At 29.9% G+C, this 12,725-nt stretch carries 12 protein-coding genes, 1 pseudogene and 1 riboswitch; of the genes and pseudogenes, 2 read left to right on the plus strand and 11 right to left on the minus strand.

Annotated elements, in window-relative coordinates:
- Positions 1-49: 49 nt before the first annotated feature.
- The 5 genes from V7Q02_RS03395 to V7Q02_RS03415 all read right to left on the minus strand — a co-directional run bounded on the left by V7Q02_RS03395 (position 50) and on the right by V7Q02_RS03415 (position 4,723).
- Entirely contained in the window at positions 50-1,243 is a 1,194-nt protein-coding gene (locus tag V7Q02_RS03395; RefSeq protein ID WP_333859560.1) for an MFS transporter, read from the minus strand.
- A gap of 129 nt (positions 1,244-1,372) precedes the next feature.
- Positions 1,373-2,275 (minus strand): sensor histidine kinase, encoded by a 903-nt coding sequence (locus tag V7Q02_RS03400; protein WP_333859561.1) that lies wholly within the window; start codon positions 2,273-2,275, stop codon positions 1,373-1,375.
- A 16-nt stretch (positions 2,276-2,291) separates the two neighbouring features.
- Complete coding sequence (locus V7Q02_RS03405) at positions 2,292-3,044, minus strand: hypothetical protein (protein ID WP_333859562.1); 753 nt, start codon at positions 3,042-3,044, stop codon at positions 2,292-2,294.
- The gene (locus V7Q02_RS03410; protein WP_333859563.1) at positions 3,028-3,954 is read right to left on the minus strand and encodes an ABC transporter ATP-binding protein; all 927 of its coding nucleotides are present in this window, start codon (positions 3,952-3,954) and stop codon (positions 3,028-3,030) included. The genes V7Q02_RS03405 and V7Q02_RS03410 overlap by 17 nt, the downstream gene beginning before the upstream one ends.
- An 85-nt stretch (positions 3,955-4,039) precedes the next feature.
- Positions 4,040-4,723, minus strand: coding sequence for a response regulator transcription factor (locus V7Q02_RS03415; protein WP_333859564.1), 684 nt, complete (start codon positions 4,721-4,723; stop codon positions 4,040-4,042).
- A 198-nt stretch (positions 4,724-4,921) separates the two neighbouring features.
- Positions 4,922-5,010, plus strand: a riboswitch (cyclic di-GMP riboswitch).
- Between the two features lie 264 nt (positions 5,011-5,274).
- On the opposite strand from V7Q02_RS03415, the gene V7Q02_RS03420 reads away from it, so the two are divergent.
- Together V7Q02_RS03420 and V7Q02_RS03425 are read left to right on the plus strand one after the other, a co-directional pair.
- Positions 5,275-6,261: a 3-oxoacyl-[acyl-carrier-protein] synthase III C-terminal domain-containing protein gene (locus V7Q02_RS03420; RefSeq protein WP_333859565.1), complete on the plus strand. Its 987-nt coding sequence runs from the start codon at positions 5,275-5,277 to the stop codon at positions 6,259-6,261.
- A 32-nt stretch (positions 6,262-6,293) separates the two neighbouring features.
- A complete protein-coding gene (locus V7Q02_RS03425; RefSeq protein WP_333859566.1) occupies positions 6,294-7,826 on the plus strand; it encodes a methyl-accepting chemotaxis protein in 1,533 nt (510 codons plus the stop codon).
- A 130-nt stretch (positions 7,827-7,956) separates the two neighbouring features.
- Here the strand turns inward: V7Q02_RS03425 and V7Q02_RS03430 are convergent, their stop codons facing one another.
- From V7Q02_RS03430 to V7Q02_RS03455, 6 genes and pseudogenes are all read right to left on the minus strand, one after another.
- Positions 7,957-8,868 (minus strand): sensor histidine kinase, encoded by a 912-nt coding sequence (locus V7Q02_RS03430; protein WP_333859567.1) that lies wholly within the window; start codon positions 8,866-8,868, stop codon positions 7,957-7,959.
- A gap of 64 nt (positions 8,869-8,932) precedes the next feature.
- Positions 8,933-9,670, minus strand: a complete 738-nt coding sequence (locus tag V7Q02_RS03435) for an ABC transporter permease (protein WP_333859568.1) — start codon at positions 9,668-9,670, stop codon at positions 8,933-8,935.
- The gene (locus V7Q02_RS03440) at positions 9,648-10,574 is read right to left on the minus strand and encodes an ABC transporter ATP-binding protein (protein WP_333859569.1); all 927 of its coding nucleotides are present in this window, start codon (positions 10,572-10,574) and stop codon (positions 9,648-9,650) included. Before V7Q02_RS03440 ends, V7Q02_RS03435 begins: the two co-directional genes overlap by 23 nt.
- A 109-nt stretch (positions 10,575-10,683) precedes the next feature.
- Positions 10,684-11,367, minus strand: a complete 684-nt coding sequence (locus tag V7Q02_RS03445; protein WP_333859570.1) for a response regulator transcription factor — start codon at positions 11,365-11,367, stop codon at positions 10,684-10,686.
- A 100-nt stretch (positions 11,368-11,467) separates the two neighbouring features.
- Positions 11,468-11,956 (minus strand): hypothetical protein, encoded by a 489-nt coding sequence (locus tag V7Q02_RS03450; RefSeq protein WP_333859571.1) that lies wholly within the window; start codon positions 11,954-11,956, stop codon positions 11,468-11,470.
- Positions 11,957-12,334: 378 nt separating this feature from the next.
- Positions 12,335-12,673: pseudogene (locus V7Q02_RS03455) on the minus strand (MBL fold metallo-hydrolase); the annotation flags it as partial.
- Between the last annotated feature and the right edge of the window lie 52 nt (positions 12,674-12,725).

Genomic DNA, 12,725 nt, shown 5'->3' on the forward strand with positions numbered 1-12,725 from the left:
GGATCTCCAATCAAAACTAAGTATTCTAAAAATGGGTTGGAAAAATCTCTTATCTGCGTCTCATGCTTAAAACATGAGTTGATGCTGCAATTATTTGAAAAATTATTCCGATAATACATACTCCAATCCATCCAAATAATCCCCAGAGAAATGTACCCAATAGTGATCCTAATGCCCCGCCGCAAAAATAAAATGTCATATATATGGCATTATTACGGCTGCGAGCTGCAGCATCCAAGGCATTTATACGCGCCTGATTTGAAATTTGACCAGACTGAATACCTAAATCCAACAAAATTACTCCTATAACAAGTCCCCACATCTGATATCCAAAAATCAAAAAACAAATATAGGACAAAGATGAAAGTATTATAGCTATAGTTAAAGTGAACTGTGGACTTTTCCTATCAGCAATTCGTCCTACTATTGAAGCTGCCAAAGCTCCCAAAACTCCAACCAACCCAAATACTCCAGCAGTTTTAGCTCCTAGGTTATAGGTTGGTGATTTAAGCAAAAAAGATAGAGTAGCCCAAAATATGCTAAAAGTTCCAAACATCATTGCACCAATTAATGAAGCTTCCTTTAAAACGAGCTGATTTTTCAGTAATCCAACTAAAGATTTTAATAATTGACCATAATTCATATAAGTATCTGGAACAGATTTGGGAAGCCATAAATTAAATATTATAATTAGTAATCCCATCATTCCTGCAGCTATCCTATAAACAACCTGCCATCCTAAAACTGAGCCTATAATTCCGCTAAAAACACGAGATACTAGAATACCGATTAAAAGGCCACTCATTACAGTCCCAATCACCTTGCCTCTTTCTGCTGGATTTGCCAGATGTGCAGCTAAAGGCACAATCAACATGGGGATAATAGAAGTCAGTCCAACTAATAGAGAACTAATTAACAGCCAGTATATGTTTGATGCAAAGGAAAGAAAAATCAATGATATTGACGAGCAAAATAACATTGTAATAATTAAACCCCTGCGTTCTTTAATGTCTCCCAATGGAACTAGGAAAATCAGTCCCAGGGCATAACCAATTTGAATCAGCATAGCCGAAATTCCAATTATAGATGATGATACGTTAAAAAACCTAGAAAGTTCTTCCAGAAGAGGTTGAGAATAATATAAATTAGCCACACTAACTCCGCAGGCAATTGACATCAATACAATTAAAAATCTGCTGATTTTAGCCTCTTTATGTATATTTACATCTATATACTGGTTCATAAAAATCAATCCTCCAATTATTTATATATTATTTTAACATAAAGATTAACTATACATGTAATAAATATCAATGCCTTCACTAACTTTATAGTTCATATGATTTACTCTTTTTTCTGTGACTGAAGCATATTAACGTTTAAAACAAAGCATAAATGTCAAAGTATTATCATTATAATTTGTATTTATAGTGCCTAATTGTAATTCCATCAGTTCTTTTGCAATGGCCAAACCTAACCCAGAGGAGTACTTAGAACGATTACTATCAGCCTTGTATGTACGATTAAAAAGTTGTAATACCTCTTCCCCGCTTAAGGACTTACAATCATTGCTTATGCTGATATTAATGTACTTCTCCCGCACTCCCAGTTCAACTTTGCAATATGATTTAGCATAACGTATCACATTTTGGAACAAATTCAGCAGTACTCTACCGGTGATTTTTTCATCCAATAACACTAAGGGGACTTTTTCATCAAGATCCAACTGTAATGAGATATTTTTATCTTCAAAGTCTTGATGAAACAATAATAAACTATCACACAACAGCTGATATAATGAGTGTGGGTTCAGCTCCACTGGATACTCCCTGGCATCAATTAAAGACAAGTCATATAATGAATCCACCAGATTGTTTAAGGTTTTCAATTTATATTGTACAATCTCTAAATATTTTTCCTTATCCTTCTCCGATAAATTGGAATGTAAGACTATGTCAACATACCCCATGATAGAGGTTAGTGGTGTCCGTAAGTCGTGAGAAAAGTTAGCCAAAATTTTTTTGTGCTGCTGCTTTTCTTTAATATTTTGCAATTGTAATGACTTATAACAATCAAGTAAATGATTAATTTCAACCGCCAGCTTTTCTGTTGTTTTATCAGGAGCATCCAACCTAATTTGTTCATTACTTTCAGAAATAAGCTTATTTAACCTACTAGTTTGTATAATTAGTTCATGAATATTCATTCTAGTAAAATAATATTTTATCAGGCAGAGGATAGTTATAACTAACAGCATACACACAATATAAATCATAACTCTCCTCCTTTCCTTAGGATAAATCCTTTTTTTTGAAAATCGTCTGGCCGATAACTAAACTTATAAAAATAATCATCAACCCCATTACCCAACACTTAATATCAAAATAAACACTACTTGTCATATAATGAATTAAGTTATTATCAAACAAAGTAGTAGGTGTCCATTTAGAAATGGTTTTTAAAGCACTTATTCTGCCCACTAAAATATTGATGGAAACACCTAAAATACGATAAATGAACAACAAAATAAGTAAATTTAAAACTTCTGAAACCCCATTAATAGCTAAAACATATCCTAAAATAAAGCCAGAAGCAATAATAGGTACTATATTGCTAAGGGCAATTAAAAATTGGCTTACAGTTGAATTATTTGCCAAATGAAAAATCACATTACCACTTAAAATAGTGACTGATAAAATAATGGTACCCATAATAATTATACTCAAAGATAGAGTAATCAGTTTTGACCAAAAGACAGCCTGACGAGAATATCCGAAGGAAACTGCCGCACATATTTTTGTCTTGCTTTTTCGTGTTAATATTAAAATAACTAACAGACATAAAATAATAATTAATGTAGGCATACCAAGTACGTTGCTATAATAAAACATTCTTGTGCCATAGGGAAAAGTCGGTTCTTTAAATCTGAAATACTGTAATACCCCTGCCGCGGCTGTTACAAGAACAGTACTAACTATAATCAGTCCATAGTATAGCTTTGAACGTGTTAAGCGGTAGAATTCACTTCTAATTAGATTCAACATTTTCATTACCTCCTACCAGTCCTAAGAAATATTCTTCTAAATTTTTACTTTTAACTGTCATTTCTAAAATATCCACATTACCTTCATTTAAGAGCCTATTAATTTTTTGACGCTGCGAAATATAATTATAAATCTCCAACTTCTCACCGGCTAAAACTTTATAATCCATATCTACAAAATGATTTTCTAATATAAAACAGGCTTTCTTGGCATCATTGACACGAAGGAAAATAAATTGCTGGCTCATTTCCAATAATTCTTTCTTGGATAAATCTTGAACAACCTTACCTTTATTTAAAAAAACAAAACGTGTAGCAATTGATTGAAGCTGTGATAAAATATGACTTGAAATCAAGATTGTGATTTGATGTTCTTGATTTAATTTAAGAAACAGTTGACACATTTCAACCATTCCTTCAGCATCCAGACCGTTGGTTGGCTCATCTAAAAGCAAAAAGTCCGGTGAAGACAACAAAGCCAATGCTAGTGATAGCCGCTGTTTCATCCCTAATGAATATTGGGAAAATTTCTTCCGATTATATTCTATAAGTCCTACTGTATTTAATACCTTCTCAATTGCTGCTTTTCCAGGAATTCCCCGCATCAAACGATAATACTCTAAATTTTGGCGGGCATTAAAGTTATCAAAAAACACGTTAGTTTCAATCATGACACCCATTCTCCTTCGGGCATTATGATTTCCATAAGATTCACCAAACAAAGTAATCTCACCCTTTGTAGGAAATATTTCCTCGGCAATTATTTTAAATAAAGTTGATTTACCAGCACCATTTTTCCCGATAACAGCACATATTTCTCCTTGATGTAGTTCAAAATTAGTGCTTTCCAGGGCAACCTGATTTTTATATCTTTTTTCCAAATTAGTTGTTTTTAAAATTTCTTTTTTCACCTTCAGTCCTCCTCTACATTTCCAGTTTACAAAATGTTTTTTAAGGACTCTTAAGCAAATTATAAAGAAATCATAAAGATGATACCTAAACTAGTGAAAAACCAATTCCCCAAATAGTTTTGATGTATTCTTCATGGGTAACAGTAGAAATTTTTTTGCGAATATTGGATACATGGACACTGATACTATTATCATTTCCCCGATAAATATCCTCCCACAACAATTCATACAGCTTAGCTTTGGAGAATACTTGTTTTGGATGTTTCAACATAATTTTTAAAATATCAAACTCAACATTAGTGAGATTTAATTCGGATTTTCCAACTATTACCCTATGCTGACTTTCATCCAAAGTCAGTTCTTTCCAACTCAAACAACTATCTGTTTGTTGTAAACAATTTTTACGTAATTGAACCTGAATTCTTGCAGCAACTTCTTCACGTGCAAAAGGTTTAACCATATAATCATCTGCACCTAACTTTAGCAGGTTTACCTTGTCTTCAATCATACTTTTTGCAGAAATAATAATAATTGGAACATCTGACTGCTTTCTAATTTTTTTTAATAGTTCCTCTCCAGTTAACCCCGGCAGCATAATATCCAACAAAATCAGATTAAAAGATTGTTGTTGAAGCCTTAATTGAGCCTCTGTACCCGAAAAACAGCAAATTGCTTTGTATCCTTGTTCTTTCACAATTAATTCCAATATTTTATTAATATCATTATCGTCCTCCACAATCAATATTTCTATTTGTTTCAAATTCTTCACCTCATTTTACTACTATTTCTCTAATCCACAATAAACTACTCTTATTCTCATCCATATCTACTCTGTTATATTTATTTAATATTAAAATTTTATTTTATTAAAAATGACATATTTATAATAATTATGTCACACAAAGTATAAAAATAAAATATTTCTATTGAATTTTGTAAAATTCAGGTGTAATATAGTTCATATAAATATTGATAATAGCACACTTATCGAAAGGTAGGGTCGCAAAGCTATGGGTCTTAAGAAAATTATTTTTCTATGATTGCCAGGTTGCCAAAGTTTATCTAACTATAAAAAATCATGTGTATTTGGTGCCTATTATTAATAGTAAAATAATGGGCACCTTTAATTTTATCCAAACACTAGAATTAGCTGACATTCTCTTATTATTTTAAAGTGGGAGATAAACATAGATACCAAGCCTGGATAAGTTCTTCTAATATTCAGATGGAGATAAGTACCTCTTCACAGCAAACTCCACCTGAATATTAGAATCACTTGATAAAGTGATAAAGTGCTATTTTAGGGAGGACATAATAAATATGGGAGTAAAATTAAGTTATATTGATGTATGCCATGGTTCAAAAGTTGTTTCAAATGATTTTTATCTTGAATACTTTAGAAAACAGGACAAAGATATTAAACACCTACTTGTAGATGTAATGGGAAGAGATAAAAGATATATGCTGGATAAGGATGAGTCCCCTTTTCAGTTGGCTATAAAAGCTGGGAAATCCGTGTTAAAAAAAGCTAGTCTTCAAGGAAAAGATATTGACGCAATTGTATATTCCTCCATATTACCAGAATATGTATCACCTGCGACATCAATTCTAATACATAAGGAATTGAATATGAATGCCAATGTAATGTGTCTTGATATCAATGCAAATTGTGCAGGTATGACCATTGCACTTGAAAATATGTCAAATTACCTTATGTCATCAAACCGTGCAAAACGGGTTCTTATAATTGGCTGTGATGACGATAATGCCATTATAAATCATGACAATGAGCTATGCTATGGTAACTACGGTCATGCAGCATGTGCAATGATTTTAGAAAAAGTTGATGAAGACTGTGGCTTAATTGATAATGAATATTATGTGAACACTGCTATAGTGGACAAGGTTCTTTATCCAAGCCGTGGATTTTCAAATTTTTTAAAATCAAAAAATTTAGATGAACTTTATCTTAAATGGCTTCCTTTTAGTAGTGAGAAATTTACTTCAAATGCTGTTAGAATTATGGAAAAAATGATTAAACGAAATGGAATCACAAAAGATGATATAAGTATGTTCTGCTTTTCACAGCTTGCGGTTAAAAATATATATAAAATAAGAGAAGCTATGGATATACCTGTGGAAAAAAGTTTATATATTGGAGATAAATATGGATATACAGGTACGAGCAGTCCTTTTATAGCACTTTATGAAGCAATAGAAAAAGGTAAGGTAAAACGGGGAGACTATATAATGATTTGGACATTTGCTGCAGGCTCACAAGGAATAGTTATATTATTTAAATATTGAACAAAATTTTAATTATATAATGGGGGTATTAAATGGAATATAAAGAAAGTTTTCAGAAAATCTTTAATAAAAAGTCTTTAAAAATAGTTTTAATAATTTACATGGTATGCTGCATTATGTCTTTTATATGTTTCTCTTTCATGAAACTAATTGGTATAAATGACGAAATAACTTCAAATACCTTGATTGTACTTGGAATACTCGTTGCTATTTATGGAGTAGTGTTTTATAAATGCTATAAATGGGTAGCTGCTTGTGACAGCATGGATCCAAAAGCTTTAAATGTAACTAAAATCTTAGTTTTAACAATAACATATTTTCAATATTTGTATCTTAATTTTACCATGCATTTGAATTCTGTGTGGTTAATAGCTATATTTTTTGTCATCCTGGGAGCTCTGTTTTTTGACCTTAAAATGATAATAGCTTCAGTAGTATTAAGTGCTTTATGTATTGTAATAGTTTTTATTAATAATCCATCTATTCTTAAGTATGAAAAATTGGCAAGTGCAGAAATATATATGACTATAGTTACTGTGGTTATTACTTTTATACTTCTTTTTATAATGGTTTGCATGGCATCAAAACTCTTGAAATCAATTAGTGAGAAAGAAGCTAAAATCAGAGAGGAAAACGAAAAATTACTTAAGTTATTTAAAAGAATATCTGAAATCTCAAATACTATCTTATCATCTAGTGAAAATCTAAGTGCTGCTATTACACAACAGACAAGTTCTCTTGTTGAAGTTTCAGACGCAACAAGCCTAGCATCTCAAAATTCAGATAAAATGCTTGACAAATCAAATAACAATGAAGATGTACTCCATACTCTATTAAATACTAATGAAAACGTTGTTCATAAGATTAAAGACAGCAAAGATAAAATAAATAATCTCATAGGAATTACAGAAGAAAATCAAATATCCTTAAATGCTACTCTTTCAATTATTTTAAATATAAAAGATGAAATAGCAAATACATTTGAGTCAACTAAAGACCTTGAAGATAAATCTGCTAAAGTTGATGAAATATTGAATCTTATAGGAACTATATCTGAACAAACCAATCTTCTTGCTTTAAATGCCTCAATCGAGGCAGCAAGAGCAGGTGAATACGGTAAAGGTTTTGCAGTAGTAGCAGATGAAATTAGGAAACTTTCTGAGGACACAAAGCAATCCCTGCATGAAGCAAGTACAATAGTAAGTGAATTAAAGAATAAGATTAATATAGTACAGGATCAAATGAATGACAATAACCAAAAATCTCAGGAAGGAAACAGCATTATAAATGAAACCGTAAATAGAATAAAGGATATGAATAATCATTTAAAGTCATTTAGCAGTAATATTACTGCCATAAGCGAGTCATCCAATACTTTATTCTTACAAACTAAAAATGCTGTAAAATTCAATAAAGAAATATCAAATATAACTAAAAACACAATATCGCAATATCACACTGTAGCTGAAACAATTTCTCAGAATGCCTCTACATGTGAAGAAATTGAAGCAAATATAAATGAACTTAAAAATATAGCTGAAGATATGAATAAACTTGTAAAATAGAAAATAATGATAACATTATGAAATGTTATAAATTTTGTTCTTACATAAATCTAGATTACCTTCCCTTTTTCTGTGTATACAAATTAATCACTAATATTTTTAAAATTATACTTTTACAATATCTATTTTATTAGGCTTTTAAAAATAAAATAGATATTGTGAATTTACCATTATTATAAAAGGCTTGTATTTTTCCATTTAACCGCTTAGTAATTTCCTTAGCTATTGCTAACCCTAATCCTGTAGTCTTTTTACTTCCAGAATTATCCTTAGTGTAAAAACGTTGAAAAATATAATCTAAATCATTTTTGCTAATTGGTTCACTAAGATTAGAAAAAGTAAATATATAACCACTATCTGATTCTTGAATTTTAAAACAATATTCTCCCTTACCATGTACAATTGCATTAAATAAAATATTTGAAAATATTCTTTTCACGCCTTGTTCATCTCCTAATATTATACAAGATTTCTCCAGTAAATGGACAGTTGGTTCTTTACCTTTCCTATAAAAATCATCATAATACATGACAAGTGTATCCATAAAAACTTTTTTTGCATCTATAGGTACATTTTCATAAATGATTTCTCCTGATTCAATACGTACATATTCAAATAACTGTTCCAGTAATATTTTTACCATATTCTGACGTTCCAATACTATTTCCAAGTACTCTTGTTGTTCTGCATCTGTAACACTTGTCTGGAGTATTTGAACATACCCATTGGCAGTTGTTAATGGTGTGCGTAAGTCATGTGAAATATTAGTTATACTTTGCCTAAAATTCCTATTCAGCCTTTTAATTCTTATACGAGATAGTCTTATATCCCTTATTAAATTATTGAGTTCATTAACCAGGTTTATAATATCTCTTTGTTTTAGCACTACCGTCAGTAACTGATTAGTATCTTTTAAATTCATAATTTCCTTTAATTGTATTGTAATATGTTTAATATTCATGCGGTAATATAGGTGATAAAAAACAAGTATGCTAAACATAAATGCAAACAAAAAAGTTGTACCTATCCAAATATATTCCATACTAACTCCTTTATATGAATTACCCTATGTCTATAATAAGTCTGAATATACTATTTGCTAGCAATCAATCTACGTCTCTTTTTGAGAATAACAAACTAGATCCCAAAATTGTAACTATTCCAATTAACAAAAATACAATTGAATACTTCAGAACATCCTCCGGTTTTGAAGTAAAACTAATTATAGCATTACGCATATTTGTGAGAGAATATCTTGTAAAAATATCATTCTTTGTTAACAAAGTAAGCAAATTTACTATGAAGTTGTTGCTTGCCACTAATAAAACAGAAACTATAATTGTAATACCCTCGTTTTTTAATAAATAAGATAAAAAAGTACCAATTCCTGCGATACCCCAAAACATACTAATTATTCCAATATTCATTCCAATAAATACAGCTATACTAACTTTTCCTAACTCAGCTAATATTGTACATGATAATAGATTTAAAATTCCAAACAATAGTAAAAGTATTGTAATAACACTAGACATGGCTATATATCGTCCAAAAACTAATTTCCATCTTACTATTCCATGACAGGCCATTTGTCGTATACTACCATTTGCATATTCAGTGGTAATTAGATATGCTACAAAAATAAGAATAATATAGGAAATCACATCTACGCTATAGGATTCCTGGTAATTAGAAATCCCTGTTCCTAACATTTTCCCTTTTATCTTAAGATAAATAGATGTTGCAAAGCAAATGCCATTCATTGTTAACAATATAATTGATATAGCATAAAAAATCCTACTTTTAAATATTTTATAGAATTCACTGGAAACTACATTCATCATTATTGATTGCCCCCAGTACTTTTACAAAATATGTCTCTATATCATTTCCTTCTAGCCAGATTCTTGATACCCAAACACCATTTTCAACTAATTCTTTATTAATTTGTTCCGGTATATCCAACCGATCATAAATACAAATTTTCCCTTCATCAAATATTTTAAAATTTGAACTATTAATGTTATTTTTTAAAATATAGGCTGCTCTTTCAGGATTATCCACTATAATGGTGAGACACTTTTTGCACCATTGTTCTAATTCTATCGCTTTAAATTCATCAACAAGTACTCCTTTATCTATAATTCCATATTTTGTTGCAATCTTAGCAAGTTCTCCTAAAATGTGAGAGGAAATTAATATAGTAATTTCATTTTCACTATTTAGCTTTAATAGTAATTCTCTCACTTCTTTTATGCCAGAAGGGTCTAATCCATTAATAGGCTCGTCTAATATGAGAAAATCAGGATTACCTAATAGAGAAATTGCAATAGATAAACGCTGCTTCATACCAAGAGAAAAAGCTTTAGTTTTCTTTTTTCCTGCATTTTGCAAACCAACCAAACTTAGAACCTGATCTACATTACCATAGTCTGTAAGGCCAAGCAGCTTATCATAATAAATCAAGTTTTCCCTTGCTGTCATGCCAGGATAAAATGAGGGCTGTTCAATAATACACCCCATTCTTTTCCTGCTTTTTTCTAAATTGCTGCTTTCAAACAGTTTAATATCTCCCTGATCCTGATAAATCAATCCACAAACAATTTTCATGATTGTTGTTTTACCTGCACCATTTTTCCCTATTAAACCGTAAATCTCGCCCCTTTCAATATTCAAATTAACCTTGTTTATAGTTATCTGTTTTCCATATTTTTTAGTCAAACCATTAGTCTGTAATACTAGTTCCATATATCTTAACACCCACTTTCTGTAATTAAAGTATTATTTAAACCTATATTTAAATAATAACTAAGAGGTATTAAAATAGAGTTTAGAATTTATCAAGAAAGTATAAAGTTTACAAATCAATATCTTGCATTTTATATCCTATTCCCCAAACTGTTTTTATGTATGCTTCCCTATTTTTTAGTTTATTACGCAAATTACTGACATGTACCGTAACTACTCTTTCATCTATAATACATTCCTCAGACCAAACACTTTCAAATATATTCTGTTTGGTAAATACTTTCTTTGGGGTACTAATTAATAATTCTAATATACTATACTCTTTCATAGTGAGTTCAATAGGCTCATTCTTAATAGTTACAATATGATTTTCACTATCTAAAACCAAATCTTTAAATCGGAATATATTAGTTTCATCTGTAGTTTCACATTTACTCATTCTTCTTAATACTGCACCTATCCTCACAATTAATTCTTCATTATTAAATGGCTTTGTTATATAATCATCTGCCCCATCTCGAATCAATCCAAGCTTAGTATCCAAGTCATCTTTTGCAGACACACATATAATGGGAATTTGAAATTCTTCGTTAATCTTTGTTAAAATTTCTTCTCCACTTAATCCTGGTAACATTAAGTCCAACAAGATCAAATTGAAAGACTCTTTTTCTAATAACAAAAGTGCCTCCGTACCAGAAAATGCAGATGATACTACATATTTGTTTTTTCTTAATAAAGTTTGTACCATTTTATTGATTTTAGGATCGTCCTCTACAATTAGTATCTTGTTCATCCTTTTCTACCCTTCCTTAAGCCTAGCCATATGAATCCATTACACAAAAAAGCCACCTTATTTGTGTGATAATTCTTTGTAACTACTATAGAATTTAAAATCAATCAAAAAAATCCCTATGAGAAATGTCTATATTATTACTGGCATTTACACTTATATTAAAATTACCACTTGCATTCTCTCCGACAATCCTAATGGAATATTTTCCATCATTAGGAGTGGTAAAATTTATATTTTTATTTCCTTCTGATTCATTTTTTTTCGCTATAATATTATATTTTGAATCCAGAATCACAATGTAAAATTTACCTTTACTAATTTTTGTATTATCCATAATACTTATTTTATTACCTTTATTAGATGTAAACTGCATCAAAGACCATTTGCCATCAAATTTTTTAAAATCAAAACTTTCACTATTTTTATCACTTTTGTGATTTCCATTATAATCAATATTTTTATTTTCATGTATATTTGATAAATATTTATCTGAGTCAATATTATGGAAGCAATTATTATATAGTATCATTCCTGCTCCAATTATTATAATTATTAAACCAAGAATAATTAAATTTTTCTTTTTTTTCATTCTCCTATTCTCCATTCTAAGATGTATAAAATTAGTTTTGTAAATTAACCCATATCTAAATTATACTATTACTTTAATAAATTTTCTACTTATACAAAATTTACGCCACCATATACTTCCCCCTTTTTATTCCTATAAATATGGGCATTATTAGTACCATACATACTTTTAGACATAAATAATTGAGAAATTAATTGAATAAATTTGCCTTATAGCATATTTATTCAACAGCTTTTCTCACGCAACAGAAACATCATTTTTGTTTTTACTCATAATTTCTCACCAAAACTTCATTACATCATTTTTAATGTAATTTTTCACACTATTCATTTAATTAATAATATTATTCAATTGTAAAAAGTCGACCTCATCCTATGTTTATAATTTTTCCAACATTTCGTAACTCAATGTATAAAATACCTGACAATAATTTTGGAATCCATCCTGCCCTATAATATAAATATTTGGCATATAATCTAATCTTTTTTTCGAATACATAATACGTTCCAAGCCATTATCTACAGCTGTATGATTACTTAAAGCCACATCAACTTTTTTACATATTGCTTCCCTTATAAAATAATCCAATGACTTGAGATATTGTTCCACTCCGTTCTTTGTCCATGGTGGTGTGGTACCTCCCCATAATGCTGCCATATGTGTTTTTCCATCTTCTTTTACAGGGAATATATAACTTAATCCTCCAGGAGTATGCCCAATGTCGTCAACTTAAGAGATAAAGAAAAAAGTCAAAAATATTTAAAAAAAC

Source organism: Clostridium sp. (genome assembly GCF_036781005.1).
In the GTDB taxonomy this organism is placed as follows: Bacteria; Bacillota; Clostridia; order Clostridiales; family Clostridiaceae; genus Clostridium_B.

Coding starts and splice junctions, on each gene's coding strand:
- V7Q02_RS03395 (WP_333859560.1), bottom strand. CDS start 1,243: ATGAACCAGTATATAGATGTAAATATACATAAAGAGGCTAAAATCAGC.
- V7Q02_RS03400 (WP_333859561.1), bottom strand. CDS start 2,275: ATGATTTATATTGTGTGTATGCTGTTAGTTATAACTATCCTCTGCCTG.
- V7Q02_RS03405 (WP_333859562.1), bottom strand. CDS start 3,044: ATGTTGAATCTAATTAGAAGTGAATTCTACCGCTTAACACGTTCAAAG.
- V7Q02_RS03420 (WP_333859565.1), top strand. CDS start 5,275: ATGGGAGTAAAATTAAGTTATATTGATGTATGCCATGGTTCAAAAGTT.
- V7Q02_RS03425 (WP_333859566.1), top strand. CDS start 6,294: ATGGAATATAAAGAAAGTTTTCAGAAAATCTTTAATAAAAAGTCTTTA.
- V7Q02_RS03430 (WP_333859567.1), bottom strand. CDS start 8,868: ATGGAATATATTTGGATAGGTACAACTTTTTTGTTTGCATTTATGTTT.
- V7Q02_RS03435 (WP_333859568.1), bottom strand. CDS start 9,670: ATGATGAATGTAGTTTCCAGTGAATTCTATAAAATATTTAAAAGTAGG.
- V7Q02_RS03440 (WP_333859569.1), bottom strand. CDS start 10,574: ATGGAACTAGTATTACAGACTAATGGTTTGACTAAAAAATATGGAAAA.
- V7Q02_RS03445 (WP_333859570.1), bottom strand. CDS start 11,367: ATGAACAAGATACTAATTGTAGAGGACGATCCTAAAATCAATAAAATG.
- V7Q02_RS03450 (WP_333859571.1), bottom strand. CDS start 11,956: ATGAAAAAAAAGAAAAATTTAATTATTCTTGGTTTAATAATTATAATA.